The 23,299-nt window shown below is 61.0% G+C and carries 18 protein-coding genes, 1 tRNA gene and 1 rRNA gene; 8 read left to right on the top strand and 12 right to left on the bottom strand.

From position 1 onward, the window contains the following. Window positions 1-56: 56 nt before the first annotated feature. Together uxaC and HGP14_RS00095 are read left to right on the top strand one after the other, a co-directional pair. Window positions 57-1,472 (top strand): glucuronate isomerase, encoded by a 1,416-nt coding sequence (uxaC, locus tag HGP14_RS00100; protein WP_168827824.1) that lies wholly within the window; start codon window positions 57-59, stop codon window positions 1,470-1,472. Further along, window positions 1,469-2,923: a mannitol dehydrogenase family protein gene (locus HGP14_RS00095; protein WP_168827823.1), complete on the top strand. Its 1,455-nt coding sequence runs from the start codon at window positions 1,469-1,471 to the stop codon at window positions 2,921-2,923. The genes uxaC and HGP14_RS00095 overlap by 4 nt, the downstream gene beginning before the upstream one ends. Before the next feature lie 209 nt (window positions 2,924-3,132). Here HGP14_RS00095 and HGP14_RS00090 read toward each other — a convergent pair whose 3' ends face one another. The 7 genes from HGP14_RS00090 to HGP14_RS00060 form a co-directional block, all read right to left on the bottom strand. Beyond that, window positions 3,133-5,598 (bottom strand): FAD-dependent oxidoreductase, encoded by a 2,466-nt coding sequence (locus HGP14_RS00090; RefSeq protein WP_168827822.1) that lies wholly within the window; start codon window positions 5,596-5,598, stop codon window positions 3,133-3,135. A gap of 1 nt (window position 5,599) precedes the next feature. Next, window positions 5,600-6,475, bottom strand: coding sequence for a phosphotransferase (locus HGP14_RS00085; RefSeq protein ID WP_168827821.1), 876 nt, complete (start codon window positions 6,473-6,475; stop codon window positions 5,600-5,602). 66 nt (window positions 6,476-6,541) lie between these two features. Continuing rightward, window positions 6,542-7,618, bottom strand: coding sequence for an ABC transporter ATP-binding protein (locus HGP14_RS00080; RefSeq protein ID WP_168827820.1), 1,077 nt, complete (start codon window positions 7,616-7,618; stop codon window positions 6,542-6,544). Window positions 7,619-7,642: 24 nt separating this feature from the next. Beyond that, on the bottom strand, window positions 7,643-8,716 hold the full coding sequence (locus tag HGP14_RS00075) for a Gfo/Idh/MocA family protein (protein WP_168827819.1): 1,074 nt from the start codon (window positions 8,714-8,716) through the stop codon (window positions 7,643-7,645). Window positions 8,717-8,735: 19 nt separating this feature from the next. After that, a complete protein-coding gene (locus tag HGP14_RS00070; RefSeq protein ID WP_168827818.1) occupies window positions 8,736-9,623 on the bottom strand; it encodes a carbohydrate ABC transporter permease in 888 nt (295 codons plus the stop codon). Continuing rightward, complete coding sequence (locus HGP14_RS00065) at window positions 9,616-10,578, bottom strand: carbohydrate ABC transporter permease (protein WP_168827817.1); 963 nt, start codon at window positions 10,576-10,578, stop codon at window positions 9,616-9,618. Before HGP14_RS00065 ends, HGP14_RS00070 begins: the two co-directional genes overlap by 8 nt. Before the next feature lie 5 nt (window positions 10,579-10,583). Next, window positions 10,584-11,870 carry an ABC transporter substrate-binding protein gene (locus HGP14_RS00060; protein ID WP_168827816.1) on the bottom strand — a complete coding sequence of 429 codons (1,287 nt, stop codon included), beginning with the start codon at window positions 11,868-11,870 and terminating at the stop codon, window positions 10,584-10,586. Window positions 11,871-12,074: 204 nt separating this feature from the next. Here HGP14_RS00060 and HGP14_RS00055 point away from each other — a divergent pair, with 204 nt between their 5' ends. The 5 genes from HGP14_RS00055 (at window position 12,075) to HGP14_RS00035 (ending at window position 17,371) form a co-directional block, all read left to right on the top strand. Continuing rightward, window positions 12,075-12,752, top strand: coding sequence for a TetR/AcrR family transcriptional regulator (locus HGP14_RS00055; protein ID WP_168827815.1), 678 nt, complete (start codon window positions 12,075-12,077; stop codon window positions 12,750-12,752). 133 nt (window positions 12,753-12,885) lie between these two features. Next, window positions 12,886-14,034 (top strand): Gfo/Idh/MocA family protein, encoded by a 1,149-nt coding sequence (locus tag HGP14_RS00050; RefSeq protein ID WP_168827814.1) that lies wholly within the window; start codon window positions 12,886-12,888, stop codon window positions 14,032-14,034. Between the two features lies 1 nt (window position 14,035). After that, window positions 14,036-15,199, top strand: a complete 1,164-nt coding sequence (locus tag HGP14_RS00045) for a dihydrodipicolinate synthase family protein (protein WP_168827813.1) — start codon at window positions 14,036-14,038, stop codon at window positions 15,197-15,199. Window positions 15,200-15,223: 24 nt separating this feature from the next. Continuing rightward, window positions 15,224-16,054 carry a sugar phosphate isomerase/epimerase gene (locus HGP14_RS00040; protein ID WP_168827812.1) on the top strand — a complete coding sequence of 277 codons (831 nt, stop codon included), beginning with the start codon at window positions 15,224-15,226 and terminating at the stop codon, window positions 16,052-16,054. A 42-nt stretch (window positions 16,055-16,096) separates the two neighbouring features. Further along, entirely contained in the window at window positions 16,097-17,371 is a 1,275-nt protein-coding gene (locus HGP14_RS00035) for a Gfo/Idh/MocA family protein (RefSeq protein ID WP_168827811.1), read from the top strand. A 2-nt stretch (window positions 17,372-17,373) separates the two neighbouring features. Here the strand turns inward: HGP14_RS00035 and HGP14_RS00030 are convergent, their stop codons facing one another. The 3 genes from HGP14_RS00030 to HGP14_RS00020 are packed head-to-tail and all read right to left on the bottom strand — an operon-like array spanning window position 17,374 to window position 21,275. Beyond that, window positions 17,374-18,384, bottom strand: coding sequence for a hydroxyacid dehydrogenase (locus tag HGP14_RS00030; protein ID WP_168827810.1), 1,011 nt, complete (start codon window positions 18,382-18,384; stop codon window positions 17,374-17,376). Next, complete coding sequence (locus HGP14_RS00025) at window positions 18,381-20,237, bottom strand: DUF2264 domain-containing protein (RefSeq protein ID WP_168827809.1); 1,857 nt, start codon at window positions 20,235-20,237, stop codon at window positions 18,381-18,383. Before HGP14_RS00025 ends, HGP14_RS00030 begins: the two co-directional genes overlap by 4 nt. Window positions 20,238-20,246: 9 nt before the next feature. Then, the gene (locus HGP14_RS00020) at window positions 20,247-21,275 is read right to left on the bottom strand and encodes a LacI family DNA-binding transcriptional regulator (RefSeq protein ID WP_168827808.1); all 1,029 of its coding nucleotides are present in this window, start codon (window positions 21,273-21,275) and stop codon (window positions 20,247-20,249) included. A gap of 140 nt (window positions 21,276-21,415) precedes the next feature. On the opposite strand from HGP14_RS00020, the gene HGP14_RS00015 reads away from it, so the two are divergent. Then, window positions 21,416-22,705 (top strand): ABC transporter substrate-binding protein, encoded by a 1,290-nt coding sequence (locus HGP14_RS00015; RefSeq protein ID WP_168827807.1) that lies wholly within the window; start codon window positions 21,416-21,418, stop codon window positions 22,703-22,705. Window positions 22,706-22,916: 211 nt separating this feature from the next. On the opposite strand, the gene HGP14_RS00010 is transcribed toward HGP14_RS00015, so the two are convergent. Together HGP14_RS00010 and rrf are read right to left on the bottom strand one after the other, a co-directional pair. Next, a tRNA-Met gene (locus HGP14_RS00010) sits at window positions 22,917-22,993 on the bottom strand. Between the two features lie 211 nt (window positions 22,994-23,204). Continuing rightward, window positions 23,205-23,299: ribosomal RNA gene (gene rrf / locus HGP14_RS00005) — 5S ribosomal RNA — on the bottom strand; the annotation flags it as partial.

Here is a 23,299-nt window from a genome sequence, read left to right as displayed (position 1 = left end):
GGCTTGTCGTCCCCTCGTTGGTGAGGTAGGCCCTACTCTATCAGGGAGGATATCTGATGGATGTAGGGAACGGCTTTCTTCATCCGGACCGGCTCTTTCCGGCCGATCCGGCAACACGAACCATCGCGCGCGACCTCTACGAGACGGTCCGCAATCTTCCGATTGTCAGCCCGCATGGACACACTGAACCGGCCTGGTTCGCCGACGATAAGCCATTCGAAGACGCGGCTTCGCTGCTTGTCATTCCAGATCACTATCTCTTCCGCATGCTGCACAGCACGGGCTCCAAGCTCGACGATCTCGGCGTGCCGCGGCTCGATGGCAAGCCGGTCGCGCAGGGCCGCGCGATCTGGCGCGCTTTCGCTGCGCAGTATCACCTTTTCCGGGGTACGCCGTCGAGCCTGTGGGTCGATCATGCAATGTCCGCCGTGCTCGGCTGCACGGAACCGCTGACGCCGGATAATGCCGACAGGCTCTACGACTACATCAACGAGCAGCTGGCCAAACCCGAATTCCGCCCGCGTGCGCTGCACAGCCGTTTCGGTATCGAAACGATCGCGACCACGGAAGGTGCGCTCGACCCACTCGTTCATCACCAGAAGATGCAGAAGGACGGCTGGATCGGCAAGGTACGCACGACCTACCGGCCCGATAGCGTCACCGATCCTGACGCCGTCGGCTTCCGCGACAACCTGATCAAGTTCGGCGAAATCACCGGCGCCGATGTCACACGGTGGGACGGCATGATCGACGCGCACCGCAAGCGCCGCGCCTACTTTCGCCAGTTCGGTGCGACGGCGACGGACCACGGCGTGCCGACGGCGTTTACAGCCGATCTTCCGCTTGCCGACAAGCAGGCGCTGCTCGACAAGGCTCTGAAGGGACCGCTTACAGCAACCGAGGCAGAACTCTTCCGCGGCCTGATGATGACGGAGATGGCCGGGCTTTCGGCCGAAGACGGCATGGTGATGCAGATCCACGCCGGCTCTCGCCGCAACACCGACAGGACGCTTTTCCAGACACGCGGCCCGAACATGGGCGCGGACATTCCCACCCGCACGGATTGGGTCGGAGGGCTGAACGCGCTGCTTTCGAAATATGGCCACGCGCCCGGTCTCAGAATCCTGCTTTTCACCCTCGACGAGACCACTTATGCCCGCGAACTGGCACCAATGGCTGGGCATTGGGAATGCCTGATGATCGGCCCACCCTGGTGGTTCCATGACAGCCCGAACGGCATCCGCCGCTATCTCGACCAGGTGGTCGAGACCGCGGGCTTCGTCAATCTCGCGGGCTTCAACGACGATACGCGCGCGCTGCTCTCGATTCCCGCCCGCCACGATGTCTGGCGCCGCGAGGTCTGCCGCTTCCTGGCGCAGCTTGCAGCCGAGCACCGGATTTCAAAGGCGGACGCCCAAATCGTCGCCCGGGACCTTTCCTATGACAATGCGAAGAAGGCGTACAAGCTGTGACCGAGCGACTGCAAAACCTGACTGGTCTCGCGCCGACGGCAAGGCTTCCGGCCTATGATCGAAGCCAGCTGAAGGCCGGCATTCTGCATCTCGGGCCTGGCGCATTCTTTCGTGCGCATTTCGCACCCTTTACCGATGCGGCGCTCGCAGCAGGCCATGGCGATTGGGGTATCGAGGTCGCAAGCCTTCGCACCGCCGATGTCGCGGATCATCTGAACGAGCAGAACGGCCTCTATACGATGCTGATCCGCGATACGTCGGGAACGACGGCGCAGGTGGTCGGCCCGATCCTGAAGGCGCATGTCGCGACGCGTGATCCGGCGGGGCTGCTGCAACGCCTCGAAGACCCTGCGATCCGCATTGTCAGTCTGACGGTGACGGAAAAGGCCTATGGTTTTGATCCGCACAGCGGCGGCCTCGATCTCAACCATGCCGACATCGCGGCCGATCTTGCAAACCGGCATGCGCCGCGCGGCGTCGTCGGCTACCTTGTCGAGGGGCTGGCCCGGCGGCGGGAAAAAGGCATTGCGCCCTTTACGCCGCTCAGCTGCGACAATCTGCCGAGCAACGGCGCGGTCCTGAAGCGTCTCGTTCTCGAATTCGCAAGCCGCATCGATCCCGATCTGCACGATTGGATAGAGGAGAACGTGCCTTTTCCGTCGACCATGGTCGATCGCATCACGCCGGCGAGTACCGACGCCACCTATGCCGATGCCGAACGCCTGACCGGGCGGGTGGATCTGGCAGCGATCGAGACCGAGCCCTTCACCCAATGGGTGATCGAGGACCATTTCGCCAATGGCCGCCCCGCTTGGGAGAAGGCCGGTGTGCTGATGGTGGAAGAGGTTTCGGCCTATGAAAAGATGAAGCTCCGAATGCTGAACGGAGCGCATTCCTTGCTCGCCTACCTCGGATACATAGGCGGTTATGAATACGTTCGCGACGTCATGGACGACGCCGGTCTGGCCGCGCTTGCGCGGCGGCAGATGAATTCGGCGGCGGCAACGCTCGATCCTGTTCCCGGTATTGATCTGGACCACTACGCAGATGAACTCATAGCACGCTTTGCAAACAAGGCGATCGCCCACCGCACCTATCAGATCGCCATGGACGGCACGCAGAAGCTGCCACAGCGCCTGCTCGAACCGGCAACGGAAGCGCTTGCCCATGGCAGCAAGGCGGAGACCTACGCAATCGCAGTTGCCGCGTGGATGCGCTACGCGCTGGGTGTCGATCGGAACGGCCAACGCTATGACTTGCGTGATCCCCGATCGGCCGAGATTGCAGCTATCCTTGCCGACGTGCCGCGGAATGGCCCGGCCGTTTCGGCGGCGCTTTTCGGTTTGCCCGGACTTTTCCCTGCGGCACTCACGAAGAATGTGGCCTGGACGGAAGACGTCGCCAACAAGCTGGAAATCCTGATCCAGGACAACAAGCTGCCGCTGATTTGAAGCCTGGGCTTTCAGTGGCAGCATGCGGCGACAGCCGCCTTCCCTCATTCCTGTGCTTGTCACAGGAATCCTGTGCGCCCAAGTCCTTGGGCGCGAGAGACTCTTCTTTCGTATTCAGTCATTCACCGCGCAGACGCGTGGTGGCTGGATTCCTGTGACAAGCACAGGAATGACGGTACTGGAGGCGCCGCAGGCACCGCCATTCCTCTCTAAGATTGCTCTGCTTCAGCCTTTACCCGTACCATTTCCGGATCGTAGAGCGGCCTTAGCGTGACCTTGCACAGCACCCGCTCCCTGGCGACATCCAGCTCATAGCTTCCTGCCAGCACGAAATCCTCCGTCACGCCATCGGGATTGCGGATATAGCCGTAGCCGATCGGCTTGCCGACGGTATAGCCGAAGCCGCCGCTGGAGAGCCAGCCGACACGTTTGCCATTGCGATAGATGGTTTCGCGCCCGAGCAGGACGATCTGCGGATCGTCCGGCACGAGACAGGCGAGCATCTTCTTCACGCCGCCGGAAAGCTGGCGCTCGATCGCCTCGCGGCCACGAAAGGCAACGTTCTTTTTCGTCTTGACGGCCCAGGCGAGCCCCGCCTCGATCGGCGTATGGTCGGGGCCGATATCCGAACCCCAGGCACGATAGCCCTTCTCCAGTCGGCAGCTTTCGATGGCGCGATACCCGGCATTGACGAGGCCGAGCCCGCCACCCGCCGCCATTAGCGCATCGTAGACTGTCGTCGCATATTCGACCGGAACATGCAGCTCATAGCCGAGTTCGCCGACATAGGTTATGCGCAGTGCCCGCACCGGGCAGCCGGCAATGCCGATCGTTCGGACGCGACCGAAGGGGAAAGCCGCATTCGACACATCGGCCGAGGTCACCTTTTCCAGAACGGCGCGGGAATTCGGTCCCATCAGCGAAAGTACGGAATAGGCCGATGTGACATCGACCAGTTCGGCGTGCATTCCCTCGGGAATATTGCGGGCAATCCAATCGAAGTCGTGGGTCGCAAAGCCGGTACCTGTGACGATGTAATATTCGTTCTCGGCGATACGGGCGACCGTCAGGTCGCATTCGATGCCGCCCCTGTCGTTCAGCATCTGCGTGTAGGTGAGAGTTCCTGCGGGCCTTGCCACGTCGTTGAAAGCAATCCAGGAAAGCGCCGCCTCCGCATCCTTGCCCTTCAGCACGAACTTCGCAAACGACGTCTGATCGAAGATCACAGCCGCCTCGCGCACCGCCTTGTGCTCGCGGCCGACGGCATCGAACCAGTTCTGACGGCCATAGGTATAGATATCCTTCGGTTCTTCGTTGGCGAAGAGGTCGGCGAACCAGTTCGGCCGTTCCCAGCCGAGCTTCTCGCCAAAGCAGGCGCCCTGCGCCTTCAGCCGCTCGTAGAGCGGCGACTTGCGGCACGGGCGGCCGCTCGAATGCTCCTCGAAGGGCCACGCCATCGTGTAATGCTTGCCATAGGCCTCGAGCGTGCGGGTACGCACCCAGTCGGTGTCGAAATGCGGGCGGCCGAAGCGGCGGATATCGACCGGCCAGAGATCGTAGGGAGGCTCGCCCTTGACGACCCAGTCGGCAAGCGCCATTCCGGCGCCACCGCCGGAGGCGATACCGAAAGCGTTGAAACCGGCGCCGACGAAGAAGTTCTTCAGTTCCGGCGCTTCCCCGAGGATGAAGTTGCCGTCCGGCGTGAAGCTCTCAGGGCCGTTCAGCAACTGCTTGACGCCGGCGTTCTGCAGGTCCGGAACGCGTTCCAGCGCCTGCTCCATGATCTGTTCGAAATGATCGAAATTGCTGTCGAGCAGCGTGTAGTGGAACCCATCAGGAATGCCGTTCACCGCCCACGGGATCGGGTTCGGCTCATAGCCGCCCATGACAAGGCCGCCGACTTCCTCCTTGTAGTAGGTGAGGCGGTCGGGGTCGCGCAGCGTCGGCAGATTAGACGGCACGCCGAAGGACTCGGTGATGATGTACTGATGCTCGACGGAAACAAGCGGCACGTTGACGCCGAAACGGGCAGCAAAGGTCCGCGTCCACTGCCCGGCGCAGACGACGACGCGCTCGCATTCGATGCGGCCATGCTCGGTGATCACCGCGCGGATCCTGCCTTTGTCGATTTCGAGATCGAGGACTTCGGTGTCCTCGAAGATCGATACGCCGGACATGCGGGCGCCCTTGGCGAGCGCCTGCGTGATGTCGGAAGGATTGGCCTGGCCGTCGGTCGGCAGATAGGCGGCGCCGACCAGATCATCGATCGTCATCAGCGGCCAGAGTTCGAAGGCTTCCTGCGGGGTGAGCAGCCGCATGTCGAGACCGAAGGATTGGGCGGTCGTCGCCTGTCGTTTCACCTCCGTCCAGCGCTCCGCGTTGCAGGCAAGACGCAGGCCGCCGTTCATCTTCCAGCCGGTGCCGAGACCGGTCTCGGCTTCCAGCTTCTTGTAGAGATCGACGGAGTAGCCGAGCAGCTGGGTTATGTTGGCGCTGGTGCGCAACTGACCGACGAGGCCCGCGGCATGGAATGTCGTGCCGGAGGTGAGCTTCTTGCGCTCAAGCAGCACCGTGTCCGTCCAGCCGACCTTGCCAAGGTGATAGGCCGTGGAGCAGCCAATGATGCCGCCGCCGATCACCACGGCTTTCGCGGTCTTGGGGAGTTCCTTCGTCATTCTATCGATCCTGTTCAAATGCCTTGTAAGCGCGCTCGAAGCGGGCGAGGTTTTCGGCGGTATAGGCGGCGTAATCGAAATCGATGGTGGAGTGGATTTCCGAAATCATGCTCCATAGTGTCTCGCGGAGCAGCGACGCGCATTTCATGGCGCTGTAGCGACGCTCAAGGTCCGGCGTCAGCGGCCGATCGAAATAGGCCTCCAGCATGTCCCGCTCCGCGTCTTCCGAAAGCTCGTTGTTCGACGCCAGGCCACCAAGGTCGAAAAGCGGGGTGTTGAAGCCTGCGTAATCCCAATCGATCAGCCAGAGACGCTTGCCATCGTCGAGGAAGTTCGCGGCGAGAAGGTCGTTGTGACCGAAGGCGATGTCGAACGGGCCGGCGGCGTGTTCCAGTACCTCTGCCTTTTCTGCGAAACCCCGCAGCATCGGCGCATGGATGCTTCTGGCGGCTTTCAGGTTGGTAACGTAATCGCGAATGACATGGAAGACCCAGAAGATCGTCGCCGGCCCGCGGAAATGACGCGCAACGTCATGATGGCAGGCACGAACCAGCGGCACGACACGCGCGAGCATTCGCGCATCCTGGATATCTTTCGCCGTCAGCGCCCGCGCTTCGATGAAAGCGAGAACGAGCACGCCGGGCGCATGGTGGATGACCGCAGGCGAAAGCCCGGCGGCGTGCGCGGCCTGACTGGCGGCGAGTTCGTTCTGACGGCTGATGTGATGAATCGGAATGTCGGCGCCAAGCCGCACGACGCGCCGTACCGCCCGATCGGTTACCAGGTAGTTCCGGTTGGTAATGCCGCCGGCAATCGGCGTGATTTCAATCGGCCCTTGCCATATGCCGAGTGCACGAATCCTATCCTCAGGCGTCACGCTTTCCCCCTCGTGGCCGCACCGTCAAAATGATGGGCCAGAGCGGGATCGCCTGTCAAGAAGGCCTCATATCGTGGCGCCGGAGCCGTCGAAGACATGGCAACGGGCGGGGTCGAATGACGCCGTCACATTGGCGCCGCGTTCGACCTTCTGCTGGCCATCCAGAGCCACCGTCAACTGCTGGTGATCAGGTGTCGTCGTATAGAGCATGGTCGCACCGCCGAGGTTTTCGACCAGATCGACATTGACGGTCGCCAGCGCAATGCCACCATCGGTGACGGATAGATGTTCCGGCCGGATGCCGAAGGTAACCTCCTGACCGGCCGCCCCCTTCAAGCGGCGCGGCAGACGAATTGAGCTGCCGCAAACATTGACGGTCGTATCGCCATCATTCACCTGCTCGATCTTCGCCTTCAGGAAGTTCATCTTCGGGCTGCCGATGAAGCCTGCGACGAAGCGATTTGCCGGATTGTTGTAGAGATCGAGCGGCGCCCCGACCTGTTCGATCCGTCCCGAGTTCAGAACCACGATCTTATCCGCCATGGTCATCGCTTCGACCTGGTCGTGGGTGACGTAGATCATGGTGTTGCCGAGATTGCGGTGGAGCCGCGAGATCTCGACGCGCATCTGGACGCGCAGTTCCGCGTCGAGGTTCGACAATGGTTCGTCGAAAAGGAAGATCCGGGGTTCACGCACAATGGCGCGACCGATCGCAACGCGCTGGCGCTGGCCGCCGGACAATGCCTTCGGTTTCCGTTCGAGAAGCTTCTGGATCTGCAGAATTTCGGCAGCGCGGCGCACTTTCGGCTCTATTTCGGCCTTCTTGTAGCCGGCGGTCTCGAGACCGAAGGCGAGGTTCTTATAGACCGACATATGCGGATAAAGCGCATAGGACTGGAAGACCATGGCGATGCCACGCTTGGCCGGCGCCACTTCATTCATGCGCTCGTTGTCGAGCAGCAGCGCACCGCCGGAGATCTCCTCGAGACCAGCGATCATGCGCAGCAGCGTGGACTTGCCGCAGCCGGAAGGGCCAACGAACACCGCGAACTCGCCGGGGTCAATTGCAAGATCGATGCCGTGGATGACGTCCACAGCTCCATAGCGCTTCTCGACCTTCTGAAGAACGACACTTGTAGCCATCGTCTAAAAACCCTCCCCTGTTCCTTATCGCGTTCTCGCGCGCCAATCGGCGTATTTCGGGCTTTCAGGACCAATCGGCAGAGCGACATCGGCCCCGCTATCGGACGATTGATAGATCGCGGTGACCAGCTCCAGCGCCCGGCGCGCATCGGCACTCGTGACCGGCAGCGGGCCCTTGCCGCTCAGATAGTCATGAAACCGCGCCATCTGGGTGTTGAAGCGAGGAGCGACGGGCCGCCAGTCGCCAAGCGCCGCATCGATCCTGGCCTGCACTTCGTCATTGGCGGCAATGATCTGCCAAGGGTCTTTGCCGGGCGAATAGGGCTCGTGGTTGCTCTCAAACGTGACGTTCTCGAAATGCAGCCTCAGCCGGCTGATCTCCTGCTGCGAACCTAGCGTGCACGAGAGCGAGACGAAGGCGCCGTTCTGCATCAGAAGGCTGACGGAAGCGCAATCCTCCACCTCGATATCATTGACGCGGGTCGCGACGCGACCGAACACCCGGGCGGCGGGACCGGCGAGATGGAAGAGCATGTCGTGCAGGTGGAGCGCATGCGTGACGAGCACGCCGCCGAGCTCCGTCGCCCATTTTCCGCGCCATGGAACGGCATAATACTCGGGCTTGCGCAGCCAGAAGGTCTCGACCGAACCCATATAGAACTTGCCGGCAATGCCTGCTTCGATGATGCGCTTCGCCTTCTCCACGCCGTCGCCGTAACGATACTGGAAGATCGGCATGAGGGTGCCCTTGGCAGCCTTTTCTGCCTTCATGATCTCGTCGACACCTGCGAGCGATCCCGTCAGCGGCTTTTCACAGACGACGTGCTTGCCGGCACCGAGCGCTGCGACCACTTGTTCAAGATGGATGCCGGGCGGCGTACAGATATCGATGATGTCGATGCTGTCGTCGCCCAGAAGCTCAGCGAAGGAGGTCGTGCGGCGGTCGATGCCGAACTCATCGCCGACGGCTTTCAGGCGTTCCTCATTCAGGTCGCAGATCGCCGCGACTTTGAACTTGTCCGGGTGCGGCAGGTAGCCCTCGACGATGTGAGAGCGACCGATACCGCAGCCGATGATGGCGACAGTCTTGATACTCATGCAACTTTCCTTATCAGCATCAGCGCTTCATGCCGGTCGTGGCGATACCTTCGATCAGCATGCGCTGGAAGAAGAGGAAGAAGAAGAACACGGGCACGAGCGAAAGCGTCGACATGGCGAACAGCCCGCCCCAATCCGATGCACTGGTCGAATCGACGAAGGTTCGAAGGCCCAGCTGGATGGTGTAGGTGTTCATGTCGTTCAGGTAGATCAGCGGGCCGAAGAAGTCGTCCCAGGTCCAGATGAAAGAGAAGATTGCGGCCGTCGCCAGAACCGGCAGCGAAAGCGGCAGCATGATCTTCCAATAGATACGCCAGGCACTGCAGCCGTCCATCATCGCGGCCTCATCGAGTTCGCGCGGGATACCGCGGAAGAACTGCACCATGAGGAAGATGAAAAAGGCATCGCTTGCCAGAAACTTCGGCACGACCAACGGCAGGATGGTGTTGACCCAGCCGAGGTTGAGGAAGAGCACGTATTGCGGGATCAGCGTCACGTGATACGGGATCATCAACGTACCGAGCATGATCGCGAACCAGAAGTTCCGGCCGGCAAAGCGCAGACGCGCGAAGGCATAGGCTGCCAGCGAGCAGGCAACGACATTGCCGATGACCGTCAGGACCGAAATCACCAGCGAGTTCCAGAAGAACCTGCCGAAGCTGATATCGAGGCCGACCCAGCCGCGAACATAGGAGGCGAAATCGATGGACGAGGGGATGATCGACGTCGACGAAAAGATTTCGTTTTCCGGTCGCACCGAAGCGGACACCATCCACAGCAGCGGATAGAGCATGAGGAGCGAGGCGGCGATCAGCAATGCATGAACGACGATCGATCCCTGCAGACTACGCTTGTTGACGTCGGATGGCGGCTTGGCCGCGGTTATCGTAGCGGTCATCTCAGTCATCGTAGTGCACCCAGTAACGCGAAGTCAGGAACGAGAAGGCGGTGAAGATCGCGATAATGATCACCAGGATCCACGCAAGTGCCGAGGCATAGCCCATGCGGAAGTTTCCGAAGGCTTCCTGATAGAGGTAGAGCGTGTAGAACAGCGTCGAATTGATCGGGCCGCCGGTGCCGCCGGAGATGATGAAGGCGGGCGTGAAAGCCTTGAAGGCATCGATCGTCTGAACGACGGCGTTGAAGAAAATGACGGGCGTCAGAAGCGGCAGCGTAATCTTGTAGAATTGCCGGAACTTCGAGGCGCCATCGAGGCTCGCAGCCTCATACATATCCTGCGGGATCTGCCGCAGGCCGGCGAGGAAGATGATCATCGGCGAACCGAACTGCCAGACGCTGAGCGCCACCAGCGTATAGATCGAATAGCTCGGGTGCGAAATCCAGCTCGGCCCCTGAATGCCGAATTGCGCGAGGGCGGCGTTGACGAGCCCGTCACCGGCGAAAAGCTGACGCCAAAGGACGGCAATCGCGACGCTGCCACCAAGCAGTGACGGGAGATAGAAAATGGCGCGGTAGATCGGCAAGCCGCGCACACCGCGGTTCAGCGCCAGCGCGACCATGAGCGCGAAAGTGAGCTTGAAGGGGACGGAAAGCACGACATAGGTCAGTGTAACCGTCATCGCGGCAGCGAATTTCGGATCAGCGGTGGCGATGCGCACGTAGTTCGCAGTGCCCACCCAGCCTGGCGACCTCAACATGTCGAAGTCGGTGAAGGACAGGTAGAGCGAAATCAGGGCAGGTCCGAGCGTCAGCCCGAAGAAGCCGAGAAGCCAAGGCAGCAGGAAGAGATATCCCGGAGCGTTTGCGTTCCACAGCCGCTTGAAGCGACTGTCGGCAACCGCGCCTGAATACCGTTCGACCGTGACTGCCCCTGCGGGCGTCGTGCGCATCGCGTTGCTCATACGGATCAGCCCCTTGCGAGAAGGCGCGTGATTTCGTCGACAAGCTGCTTACCGGCGTCGGCTGGTGTCAGCTGACCAAAGGCCACCTGCTCAGAGATCGTCCGTAGCACGACCTGCCCCTCGCCGGCACCCGAGGGCGGCGGCGGCGGCAGCGGGCCGGCCAGATCGCCAAGACCACCAACATATTCGAGCGGGATTTTACCGCTCGCATCAAGCTTCGTGGCAACGATGTCACGCATCGCCTTGGATTCAGGAATGCCGCGCTCGACGTCGAGCACCAATGCTGCATCCGGGTCCTTCACGAAGAAGTTGACGTAGTCGACCGCCTGATCGACCACCTTCGATTGTGCCGAGACCGAGAAGAACATCGACGGCTTGCGGTAATGCCCGCCCTTCGATTCCTTCGTAATGAGCATGTAGTTGCTCAGCGTCAGCTTGTCCTTGTTCGTTGCCTGATAGCCGACAAACTGGTTGCTGTGCGCGTAGTCTGCGGCAGCCTTTCCGATCGTGACCGGGCTGGTATCGATGGTGTCCTTGTAGAGCGCCTGGATATCCGGCGTGACGCAGGCGCCGGCTTCGCGGAACTTGGACCACATGTCGAACCATTCGCTCACTTCCTCCGGGCCGAAGGCGATCTTCGAATCCGCGGTATAGAGAGCTTTTCCGCGCTGGCGCAGATAGTTTTCGAGGAGCGGCTCGTTGCCGCTGCCATCGGCGAAGCCGAAGAAACCTTTGCGCTTTCCGGCCTTGGTAATTTCCGCACCGATCTTGCCGAACTCTTCCCACGTCGTCGATTTCGTCGGCAAATCGACGCCGGCCTCCTCAAAAGCCGTGGTGTTCAATACCGTGGCCGCGGAGTTGGCGCCGAGGCTCACGCCATAGAACTTGCCGTCGACCTTGCCGCCCTCGATCTGGGCCGGATCGAAATCGTCCAGATTGAGTTTCGAGGGCATATAGGAATCGAGCGGTGCCAGTGCACCGCGGCGGGCGTATTCAACGATATAACGGTAATCCATCTGGATCACGTCGGGAGCGTTACGGCCAGCGACCTGCGTCGCCAGACGTGGCCAGTAGTCGCTCCAGCCGAGGAATTCGCCGGTAATCGATGTGCCGGCATGCTTTGCTTTATAGAGATCCGACACCTTGTTGGTGCGGTCAGCGCGCGGCTGGGATCCCCACCAGATCAAACGCAGGCGAGCATCCTGCGCAAAGGCACTGGGTCCCAGTGCCGCAAGCGAGAGAAGCGTCGCTCCGCCCGCCATGAAGTTACGTCTACTTACGCTTAAGGTCATCTGTTCCTCCTCCCGAGGGGAGCGCCTCCACACGCTCCTTGCTGGTTTCACTTGCAACAAATAACTAACTGGTTACAAGCTATGGACAAGCATCGGGCCTGTCAAGCGATGATAATTTGGTGAGGTTCTCCTCCCGGGTTTCCGCTTTTACAATCTTGCACCGAAGCTTTATGAGCACAACAGAATGTCTGGGGAGATAAGCCGATGGATAGTACCGGCGAGAGTGGAGGAAAGAAAAAAATCAAGCGCGCTCCCAACGAGCGTGTGCTGCAGCGCGACCCGGAGCGCACCCGTAGCGCAATCCTGGAAGCGGCCACGCGCGAATTTGCCGAAAACGGCATGGGCGGGGCGCGCGTCGATGCCATTGCTGAACGAGCCGGGACCAACAAGCGCATGCTCTATCACTATTTCGGCGACAAGGAGCAGCTTTATCTGCACGTGCTGGAGGAGGCCTATGTCAGCATTCGCACGGCAGAACGTGCGCTGCATATCGGTGACCGCAGCCCGGAAGAAGGAATTGGCGAACTCGCTCTCTTCACTTGGCGCTACTTTCTCGAGCATCCGGAATTCCTCAGCCTGCTCGGCACCGAAAACCTGCATCGTGCCCGCTGGCTTCGCCAGTCCGTTCGCCTCAAGGAATTGCATTCCCATCTGATCGGCGAACTTTCTGACGTTCTCGACCGCGGCAAGAAGGAGGGCGTCTTCGCCGAGAATGCCGACCCCCTTCACGTCTACCTGACCATTGCCTCGCTCGGCTATTTCTACCTTTCAAACCAATACACGCTTTCGACGATTTTTGGCCGCGACCTGATCGATCCTGCCCAGCTCGACAGCTGGGAAAAGCATATCGTCCACGTGACGCTCGCCTCCATCAAGCGCTGAAAAAGCCAAAAAGAGATTTGGCTATTGACAGCCCCGCTCCCGATCTGTCATCAAGTAACTGTTTAGTTACCGGCTTGGGAGGGCCGGGCGACGCCCGCTCCCGCCGCTCGATGAACTGACAGGGAGGAACAAGATGGCGCGTCTCGGGATCATTTTGCACGGCGTTACGGGCCGTATGGGCTACAATCAGCATCTGGTGCGATCGATCCTTGCGATCCGCGACCAGGGCGGCCTATTCCTGAAATCCGGCGAACGGCTGGAGGTCGATCCGATCATTGTCGGCCGCAACCGCGACAAGATGGAAGAGCTGGCGAAGAAGCACAACATCAAGCGCTGGTCGACCGATCTCGACGCGGCGCTCGCCAATGCCGACGACCAGATATTCTTCGACGCCGGCACGACGCTGATGCGCGCCGAGCTGCTTTCCAAGGCGCTCGACGCCGGCAAGCATGTCTATTGCGAAAAGCCGATCTCCGACGATCTGGAGGTCGCAATCAAGCTTGCGAGGAAAGCGCGCGCCTCCGGCCTCAAGCACGGCGTCGTGCAGGACAAGCTCTTCCTTCCCGGCCTTCGCAAATTGGCCCTGCTGCGCGATTCCGGCTTCTTCGGCAAGATCCTCTCGGTGCGCGGCGAGTTCGGTTATTGGGTGTTCGAAGGCGATTGGGGGGTTCCGGCGCAGCGCCCGTCCTGGAATTACCGCAAGGGCGATGGCGGCGGTATCATCCTCGATATGCTCTGCCACTGGCGCTATGTGCTCGACAATCTCTTCGGCGAGGTCAAAGCCGTCTCCTGCCTCGGCGCCACACATATCCCCCGCCGGGTCGACGAACAGGGCAAGACTTATGACTGCGATACGGACGATGCGGCTTATGCAACCTTCGAGCTTGACGGCGGCGTGATCGCTCAGATCAATTCGTCCTGGGCGGTGCGCGTACGCCGCGACGATCTCGTGACGTTCCAGGTGGACGGCACCCATGGTTCTGCCGTCGCCGGCCTGACGAGCTGCTGGACTCAGCACCGGGTCAACACGCCGAAGCCGGTATGGAATCCTGACCAGCCGCAAACGATCGACTTCTACAAGACCTGGGACGAGGTGCCGGATACGCAGGTGTTCGACAACGGCTTCAAGGTGCAATGGGAAATGTTCCTGCGCCATGTCGCCGAGGACGCACCGTGGCCTTACGGCTTGGAAGCAGGTGCCAAAGGCGTGCAGCTTGCGGAGCTGGGCTTGAAATCCTGGGCCGAGCGCCGCTGGCTCGACGTCCCGGCATTGGAGTTCTGATATGCAAACGCTCAATCTTCCTCTCGACGGCAAGATCGCGCCCTATGCGCTGACCGGCACGCCGATCGAGCTCAAGAAGCGCGACGCCAAGGACTTTCCGCGCGTGGTATTTGCCGCGGCCCACGTTGTCGCGGACCCGATGGCGGACAACGATCCATGGCTGACGCCGGCGATCGACTGGGAGCATACGCTTGCCTTTCGGCACCGCCTCTGGGATCTCGGCCTCGGCGTTGCCGAAGCGATGGATACCGCGCAGCGCGGCATGGGCCTCGGCTGGCCGGAAGCCCGCGATCTCATCCGCCGTGTGCTGGCCGAGGCCCGCACCCGCAAGGATGCGCTGATCGCCTGCGGCGCGGGAACGGACCATCTGGCCCCCGGCCCGGATGTCACGATCGATGCGATCATCAAAGCATACGAAGAGCAGATCGAAGCGGTCGAGGCTGCGGGCGGGCGGATCATCCTGATGGCAAGCCGTGCGCTTGCCGCCGCCGCCAAGGGGCCCGACGACTATGTCCGCGTGTACGACCGTATCCTGCGGCAGGTCAAGGAGCCGGTCGTCATCCATTGGCTCGGCGAAATGTTCGACCCGGCCCTTGAAGGCTATTGGGGCAATCCCGACCACATCAAGGCGATGTCTACCTGCTTGCAGGTGATCGAGGCCAATGCCGCGAAGGTGGACGGCATCAAGGTGTCGCTCCTTTCCAAGGAAAAGGAAGTGACGATGCGCCGCCAGCTGCCGAAGGGCGTGCGCATGTATACCGGCGACGACTTCAACTACGCGGAACTGATCGCCGGTGATGAGCAGGGTCATTCCGATGCGCTGCTCGGCATCTTCGACGCGATCGCTCCTGCCGCTTCCGCGGCCATGGAAGCGCTCGGCCGCAAGAGCGACCGGGAGTTCTTCGACCTGCTCGATCCCACGGTTCCGCTTTCGCGCCACATCTTCAAGGCCCCGACGCGCTTCTACAAGACCGGCGTCGTGTTCCTCGCTTATCTCAACGGCCTACAGGACCATTTCACGATGATCGGCGGGCAGCAGAGCGCGCGCTCGCTGACGCATCTGGCGGAACTCTTCCGCCTGGCCGACAAGGCACGCGTTCTTGCCGATCCCGATATGGCGATTAGCCGGATGAAGCGGGTGCTCGAAGTTCACGGCGTTCACTGACGTCATAGCGTGCGGGAGGAGCTAATGCAGGTCGAGGGACTTTCGATCAATCTTGCGACAATCCGGGAACAGTGCGGCTTTGCGGAGGCAGTGGATATCTGCTTGAAGCATGGCATCACGCACATTGCGCCCTGGCGCGATCAGGTCGCGAAAGTAGGGCTCGAAGAGGCCGTCCGCATTGTTCGAGCCAACGGATTGAAGCTTACCGGCCTTTGCCGCGGCGGCTTCTTTCCGGCCATCGATCGGGTGGGCTGGGAAAAGAACCTCGATGACAACAGGCGTGCGATCGACGAAGCCGCAGCACTCGGCGCCGATTGCCTGGTGCTCGTCGTCGGGGGGCTGCCGGGCAGTTCCAAGGATATTGCCGCGGCACGGCAGATGGTGTCCAACGGCATTGCCGCCGTCCTGCCGCACGCACAGGCGGCGGGCGTGCCGCTGGCAATCGAGCCGCTGCATCCAATGTATGCCGCAGATCGGGCCTGCGTGAACACACTCGGCCAGGCGCTCGATATCTGCGAGCAGCTCGGCGAAGACGTGGGCGTTGCGATCGACGTCTATCACGTCTGGTGGGACCCGGACCTTGCCGAGCAAATCGCCCGCGCTGGACGCATGAAACGTATCTTCGCCCACCACATTTGCGACTGGCTCGTTCCGACAAAGGACATGCTGACCGATCGCGGCATGATGGGCGACGGCGTGATCGATTTGAAAGGCATCCGGCGCATGATCGAGGAGGCAGGCTTCCTCGGCGCCCAAGAGGTCGAAATCTTTTCGGCGGACAACTGGTGGAAGCGCCCGGCAGACGAGGTCATCGCCATCTGCGTCGAGCGGTATCATAGCTGCTGCCAGGCTTAATTGGATATATTCGTTTCAGCACGTATGAAGGAGGATCATTCGATGGAGAAACGCCGCTTTGCACTGATCGGAACCGGCAACCGCGGGACCACCATGTGGGGGAAGGAACTGCTCGCCGGCTGGCGCGAGCATGTGGATCTCGTCGCCATCGTCGAGAAAAACTCGCTGCGCGGAGAACGGGCGCGCACCATGATCGGCAGCAATGCGCCGATTTATGACGACATCGACGCGATGCTGAAGGAGGTGAAACCTGACCTTATCATCGTCTGCACGCCGGACCACACCCATGACGCGATCGTCGTGCGGGCGCTCGAGGCAGGAATCGATGTCATCACCGAAAAGCCGATGACCACCGCAGTGGACAAGATCCGCCGGATCATCGATGCCGAGAAACGCACCGGAAGGCGCGTCGACGTATCCTTCAACTACCGTTACGCGCCGACCGCAGCCAAAATCAAGGAACTGCTCAATTCCGGAGAGATCGGCCGCGTCACCTCGGTCGACTTCCACTGGTACCTGAACACCAAGCATGGCGCGGATTATTTCCGGCGCTGGCACGCCTATACTGAAAAGTCCGGCAGCCTGTTCGTTCACAAGGCCACCCACCATTTTGATCTGCTGAACTGGTACCTCGACAGCGATCCGGAAGCGGTGACATCGTTTGCCGACCTGCAGAATTACGGCCGCAAGGGTCCCTTCCGCGGTCCGCGCTGCAAGCTCTGTCCGCACACGCATGAATGCGACTACTATTTCGATCTCGGTGCCGATCCCTTCCTCGACCCGCTTTACGAGGATCCTTCAAAGATCGATGGCTATTTCCGCGACGGCTGCGTTTTCCGCGAGGATATCGATATTCCGGACACGATGGTCGTCAGCATCCGCTACCGCAACAACGTCCACGTCTCCTACTCGCTGAACACCTTCCAGCCGATTGAGGGGCACCATCTGGCATTCAACGGCACCAAGGGGCGGATCGAAATCCGTCAGTACGAGTCACAGCCGTGGGAAGTGCCCAAGGAGGACGAGATCCTGCTCATCCGCAATTTCCCGAAAGGAAAGGACGCGGTCGAGCGAATTCGTGTGCCGTATACCTCCGGCGGCCACTTCGGCGGCGACGACCGGCTGCGCAATATGATCTTCAAACCGGGCATGGAAGACCGCCTGCAACAGCGCGCGGGAACGCGTGCGGGTGCCATGTCGGTGCTTTGCGGTCTTGCAGCATTGGAGAGTTCGCGCACCGGCAAGGTCGTCAAGCTTGCCGATATGATGCCTGAGCTTGCCAATGACGGCTCGCCGAACTCGCAGAAAGCCGAATAGGCTCAGGCGATCTTTGCGAGATCCGCTAGGGTGATGCCGTAAAGAAGCGGCTCGCGCTTCAGGAAACGTTCGATCTCATCGACGGCCATCTCGCCGAGCCGCGCGCGCTCCAAACCGACCGCGCCGGCGATATGAGGCGTGAGGAAGACATTCGGTAGATCGTAAAACGCGGACGAGGGTCCGGGGATTTCGGGATCCGTTACGTCGATGATGGCGTCGATTCGGCCCGTCGAGAGCGTTGCCAGGAGCGCGGTCTCATCAATGATCGCGCCGCGTGCTGTATTGATGAGCGTTGCACCGTCCTTCATCAAAGCAAGCTTCTTCGCGTCGATCATATGCCGGGTGGACGGCAGGGACGGCGCGTGAAGCGAAACGATGTCCGAAACCCTCATGAGAGTGTCGAGATCGACCTTTTCGGTTCCAAGCTCCATGGCCTCAGCCGCACTGATCGTCGGGTCTGAAAGGACAAGCCTGTAGTTGAAGGACTTCAGCAACTCGATGACGCGGCGGCCGATGCGCGATGCGCCGATGATCCCGACCGTGCGCCGGTAGTTACCGATCGGCAGGCGCTGCATGGGGTAAGTGCGGTCGCGATTGCGGTCCGCGACATAGAGATCGCGAAAGCGGAAAACCTGTTTGCCGGCAAAGAGGATGGCGGCGAGGGTGAACTCCGCGACGGGAACGGCATTGGCTTCCGCCGCATGGCTGACGGCGATCCCGGCCCTGAAAATCTCCTCGCCGATGATCCCTTTGACGGTTCCGGCCGCATGGGCGACGATCTTCAGGCCCTTCGCCGCCGCAAGCAGGTCACTGCTCACCTGCGGCGCGCCCCAGCCGGTAATCAGGATTTCCGTCTCGGAAAGCACGCGGCGGGCGCGCTCGTCTGTAAAATTCTGCAGCGGATCGCGGTCTAGCACGCGGCCGAGGCGCTCCAACCGTTGAAGCGAGTCATCCGCGAGGACATGTTCAGTGCGTGCCGGATGCATGGCGAATGCGATGCCGGGGCGGCTCATGGCATCTGCCCCGGAGCTTCGATGGCGCTGACGGCGATGCCGTGCTTTCTGACGTGCTCCTCCAGAGCTGCGATCTCCGGCGCGGCCGGCCGTTCCGCCCAGATGCCTGAAACAGCGTGCGGATCCTTGAGTGCGAGCACCGCCGTAACCAGCACGGTTTCGCCGGCGGAGATTTCGCCGCGCAGCTGCGGAACCAATGTCTTGGCAACGATCAGGTTGGTATTCGGCAGGGCTTTCTGTGCGAGCCCCATCCGCTTTGTGGTCGAGCCGAGATCGGCGATGCCGGAAAAATCAGCCTCGCCGATGACATGCGCGGCACCTGTCTCCGCCGAGAGCGTATCGAGGTCGAAATCCCGCTTGGCGATCGCAAAGCCGCCTTCGGCAATCTGCAGCGGCCTTGGCGTGTTAATCCTATGCACGCGGATATGCCAGGGTGCGGCGGGCACAAGCCAGGTCTCGACCGTGACATCCTTGAACGGCGACCATTTCGCATAAAGCATATCGCCTGCAATTTTGGCTGCCGTATTGGTCTCGCGAACACGGTAGTGCAATCCGTCGTCGCTGAAGGCTAGAGCCGAATCGAAGGCCGCGCCGGCGAAATTGCGCTCGTCGGCTTCGACACTGAAGCCGTAGTGCGCTGAATATGCGAATTTCGCGTATTTTTCCGTGCCAAAACGCATCTGGAGATTTTCCTGGCCGGAGGAAAGCGCCACGACATCACTGCCCGCCCGCATCATGACCATGCCCGGGTGGCGCTGCGGCGAGGTGATGGGGCCTGGTTCCGGCACCTTCTCCTTCGCCGTCCAGAAGGGGTGGTCGGCGGGGATCGCCAGCGGCAGGAAAGCCTTGAAAGCCCAATAGGGTGAGCCGGCCGAATTATAGCTCTCCGACATCAGCAGATTGGGATAGCCGAAACCGATCGACAGGACGCCATCGCGGTTCGCGATCGGCTTGTCCCTCCACCAACGGAGGTGTTGAAGGCAGAGGTGCTTGACCTCGCCCCAAGGGAGAGCTTCCAGATCGGCGAAAGCGAGCGCCGACCAGAAGCCCGCGCAGGCGAAGCGGTATGTCAAACTCCGGCCGAAGGGAATTGTTGCACCATCGGCCGCAAACCAGTTCTTGAAGTCCTTTGCGAAGAGCACGGCACGTTCGCGATAGCGCTTTGCATAATCGTCCTCGACAAGCTTTGAATAGATCAGCCCGTAAAAGTGCATCGCGAAGGGAATGTAGTGATCGACGCGGCGTACATTGCCGTCGCGATACCAGCCATCCCCGATGTAGAAGCCTTCCAGTTCCTCCAGATACTGACTGGTAAGGCTACGGTCGAAGTCCGCGCCCAAGCGTTCAAGCGCGATGTCGACAAGGATGCGAAAGAATTTCCAATTGTTATCGGCATAATCGAACTGGCGCGCATGCTTGAGATAGGCGGCGACATTGTTCCGGGCACGCGCATCGAGCGGCTCCCAGATTTTTTCCGGAACGAGCGCGAGCGCAAAACCGAGTGCGGCAAGTTCCACCATGCGCTGGTCACGGCCATTGACCGTACCCCAATATTCTGGGTGTTCCGGATCAGTGCCATTGGCGAGGCCTTCGGCGAAGCGGCTCCAATGCTCGAACCGGCCGTTTCCCGCACCCAGCGGAGCAAGCCCCCACAAAGGGCGGGCGAAACCTTCCAGATCGGCCGCGGCACGATCGAAATGCGCAGCAGCGCCATCGAGTCGCACGCGGGCATTGCCCTTGGAGAAAAAAGGAAGCAGCGGATTGAAGAGATCGAGGAGCGCTCGGCTCATGTCGTCGCGTGTTTCAAGCGGATTGCCTGCAAGCGGATTGGCGCTGGCCGGATCATAGGTCATCTGAATCACTCACGAGGTTGCGGCTTCAGGCACGGTGCCCCCGGCAACCGGGATCACCGCATGGCATATGTGACGGGCAGGTGCCGCCCGGTCGCGGAAACGGGACATCATCAGGCCCACCGCCTCGCGCCCCAGGGCCGCGCGATCGACGCGCATGGTGGAGAGCGGAGGCTTTGTCATCAAAGCGCAGGGCAGATCGTCGAAACCAACGATCGCGAAGTCTTCCGGCACGCGAAGGCCAGCTTCCGTAGCCGCTTCCAGCACGCCGACGGCGATGAAGTCATTCATGCAGAAGGCAGCCGTAAAGCCGGCGTCCTCCGCGAGGATCGCCGCCGTCAGTTCATGCGCCTCACGGCTGGCGCTGCCATGAAAGGTCATCGGCACAAGCCGCCCTTCAGCGCCCTGAACTGAAGCGACCGCTGCCTCGAAACCACGTACACGCTCCCGGATCGTATTGCGGTGCGAGCCGGTGAGATGCAGGATGCGCCGGTGGCCAGCCCTGAGTAACCGCTTGGCAGCCTGGTAGGCGCCGAAAAAATTCGACGGCGAAACGCCGTCGAGGCGAAGCATCGGATCCGTGCCGTTGACGAGGACGGCCGGAACCATCTCGGTGTCGATCCAGTCGCGCAGGGCTTCGTTCGGGTCGATGCCGACCAGGAAAAGTCCCTCAGCGCGTGCCGAGGTCAGATAATCGTGAACCACCTCGGGGCCTGCCCGGTCTTCCCGGACGAGACGAACCTCGAAAGGCATTCCGTTTTCGGCCGCACCCGCCCTGAGACCCTCGACGATGGACTCGTAGAAAACGCTGAGGCCGCCGGTGACGCCGTCGCTGGCGATCAGAGCAAGGCCGCCCGGAACTGGGTCGGCAGCGGATTTCACCTGGTAACCGTGCTCGGCGGCCACACGCAGAATATGCTCACGCACGCTCTCGCTGATACCCGGCTCGTTGGCAAGCACGCGCGAAACCGTCGAGATGGAGACACCGGCTGAGGCTGCAATATCGGCCTGGCGAGGCCGGCTGGGTCGAATTCTGTTCATGCGGCAAGTCTATGCAAATTATGCAAATTTGCAAGTAAAAGATATTTTATTGCAAACCGCGTTTTTTTGCGTACTCTATCGCATGACATGTCCGAGGATCGTTGGAGGACGGCACGGGCAGGCGACAAAGGAGGATCATCATGCAGATCAATCGACGTTCATTTCTGATGGGGTCGGCCGGCGCAGCTGCTGGCCTCGCCTTCGGCGCCGGCGGCGCTGCCCCGGCCTTTGCCGAAGATGTGGCGCTGCGCGCAATGTGGTGGGGTTCGAACGATCGCGCCAAGCGTACGCTCGATGTCACAAAGCTTTATCAGTCAAAGACGCCGGGCGTGACGATCGTCGGCGAGTCGCTCAGCGGAGATGGCTACTGGACGAAGCTTGCGACACAGATGGCCGGCCGCGCGATCGCCGATGTGTTCCAGCTCGAGCCGAGCACGATCTCTGACTATTCCAAACGCGGCGCATGCCTGCCCCTTGACGAGTTCATACCCGCGACGCTCAAGGTCGATGCCTTCGGCAAGGACATGCTGAAGCTGACGACCGTTGATGACAAGATCTATGGCATCGGCCTGGGCCTCAACTCTTTTGCGCTGTTTTTCGACCAGACGGCCTTCGAGAAGGCGGGGCTTGCGTTGCCGACGCCTGACCTCACCTGGGACGAATATGCCAAGCTCGCCGTCGAGCTTACAAAGGGTGCCGGCAAGGACAACTATTCGGGCGGCCCCTACGGCGCCCGCTATACCTATGTCTTCGATGCCTGGCTGCGCCAGCGCGGCAAGAGCCTTTATGCCAACGGCACCCTCGGCTTCGATGTCGAGGATGCCAAGGAGTGGTACAGCTTCTGGGAAGACCTGCGCAAGAAGGGCGGCACAGTGGCGGCCGACGTGCAGACCCTCGACCAGAACACCATCGACACCAACTGCCTGGCGCTTGGCAAATCCGCCATGGGCATGGCCTACTCGAACCAGCTCGTCGGATATCAGCTGATCTCGAAGAACAAGCTGGCAATTACGTTGCTGCCGCGGGAAAAGAAGGGTGGACCTTCCGGGCACTACTATCGTCCTGCCCTCATCTGGAGCGTCGGCGCGACGACGAAGAACGGCGAAGCGGCCGCCAAATTCATCGACTTCTTCGTCAACGACGTCGACGCCGGCAAGATCCTCGGCGTGGAACGCGGCGTGCCCATGTCTCCCACCGTCCGCGAGGCGATCCTGCCGAACCTCAATCCGACCGAGCGGGCCACTGTCGATTATGTCAACCTGCTCAAGGAACAGGTCGGGGACTACCCGGCGCCCGCACCCCTCGGCTCGACGGAATTCGACCAGCGCCTGTTCCGGCCACTCGCCGATGAACTCGCTTTCGAACGGACGACGCCGGCCGATGCTGCCGCCCGCCTTGTTGAGGAAGGCAAGACAAAGATCAGGAGCTGAACCGTATTCGCTCCAGGAAGGCTCCGCTTGGCAATAGCTGGAGCTGACACGCCATCGGCGGGACGCGTCAAGTCGACCGCTTCCTGCCGATGGTGCTCGATTTCATTCGGAGCGTAGTGGCCGGCGAAACGCCTGACGCGCCGTTGACCGCGCCCTGGAACGCAAAAGCCCGCCTAACCGGCGGGCTTTTTGCGACTATGATCGTTGTGGTTGGTTGCGGGGGCAGGATTTGAACCTGCGGCCTTCAGGTTATGAGCCTGACGAGCTACCGGGCTGCTCCACCCCGCGTCCAGCGCAAATCCCTTTGGGATTTGTCGCGGTTGCGTAAAGCGCCTTTGGCGATTTACGCTTACTGCCTGAGCAACTTGCTTCAGCAAGTTGTCTCATGTTCATTTTGCTCTGCGTCATGCCCGCTAAAAGCAAAAGGCCGCTTACGCGGCCCGATGTTTTCGGCTTGGGCCGAGAGTGTGATGAGAAGATTTTGTGTTGCGTTTTGCAGACCTGGCAGCGACCTACTCTCCCGCGTCTTGAGACGAAGTACCATGGGCGCTGGGGCGTTTCACGGCCGTGTTCGGAAAGGGAACGGGTGCAGCC

This window comes from Rhizobium sp. P32RR-XVIII (assembly GCF_012641395.1).
GTDB lineage: Bacteria > Pseudomonadota > Alphaproteobacteria > Rhizobiales > Rhizobiaceae > Rhizobium.
Note: the sequence above shows the minus strand (reverse complement) of the source record. Positions and strands in the feature narration are given on the sequence as shown.

Excerpts from the sequence above, each read along its gene's own strand:
- uxaC (WP_168827824.1), top strand. The coding sequence starts at position 57 with ATGGATGTAGGGAACGGCTTTCTTCATCCGGACCGGCTCTTTCCGGCC.
- HGP14_RS00090 (WP_168827822.1), bottom strand. The coding sequence starts at position 5,598 with ATGACGAAGGAACTCCCCAAGACCGCGAAAGCCGTGGTGATCGGCGGC.
- HGP14_RS00080 (WP_168827820.1), bottom strand. The coding sequence starts at position 7,618 with ATGGCTACAAGTGTCGTTCTTCAGAAGGTCGAGAAGCGCTATGGAGCT.
- HGP14_RS00075 (WP_168827819.1), bottom strand. The coding sequence starts at position 8,716 with ATGAGTATCAAGACTGTCGCCATCATCGGCTGCGGTATCGGTCGCTCT.
- HGP14_RS00070 (WP_168827818.1), bottom strand. The coding sequence starts at position 9,623 with ATGACTGAGATGACCGCTACGATAACCGCGGCCAAGCCGCCATCCGAC.
- HGP14_RS00065 (WP_168827817.1), bottom strand. The coding sequence starts at position 10,578 with ATGAGCAACGCGATGCGCACGACGCCCGCAGGGGCAGTCACGGTCGAA.
- HGP14_RS00060 (WP_168827816.1), bottom strand. The coding sequence starts at position 11,870 with ATGACCTTAAGCGTAAGTAGACGTAACTTCATGGCGGGCGGAGCGACG.
- HGP14_RS00055 (WP_168827815.1), top strand. The coding sequence starts at position 12,075 with ATGGATAGTACCGGCGAGAGTGGAGGAAAGAAAAAAATCAAGCGCGCT.
- HGP14_RS00050 (WP_168827814.1), top strand. The coding sequence starts at position 12,886 with ATGGCGCGTCTCGGGATCATTTTGCACGGCGTTACGGGCCGTATGGGC.
- HGP14_RS00045 (WP_168827813.1), top strand. The coding sequence starts at position 14,036 with ATGCAAACGCTCAATCTTCCTCTCGACGGCAAGATCGCGCCCTATGCG.
- HGP14_RS00040 (WP_168827812.1), top strand. The coding sequence starts at position 15,224 with ATGCAGGTCGAGGGACTTTCGATCAATCTTGCGACAATCCGGGAACAG.
- HGP14_RS00035 (WP_168827811.1), top strand. The coding sequence starts at position 16,097 with ATGGAGAAACGCCGCTTTGCACTGATCGGAACCGGCAACCGCGGGACC.
- HGP14_RS00030 (WP_168827810.1), bottom strand. The coding sequence starts at position 18,384 with ATGAGCCGCCCCGGCATCGCATTCGCCATGCATCCGGCACGCACTGAA.
- HGP14_RS00025 (WP_168827809.1), bottom strand. The coding sequence starts at position 20,237 with ATGACCTATGATCCGGCCAGCGCCAATCCGCTTGCAGGCAATCCGCTT.
- HGP14_RS00020 (WP_168827808.1), bottom strand. The coding sequence starts at position 21,275 with ATGAACAGAATTCGACCCAGCCGGCCTCGCCAGGCCGATATTGCAGCC.
- HGP14_RS00015 (WP_168827807.1), top strand. The coding sequence starts at position 21,416 with ATGCAGATCAATCGACGTTCATTTCTGATGGGGTCGGCCGGCGCAGCT.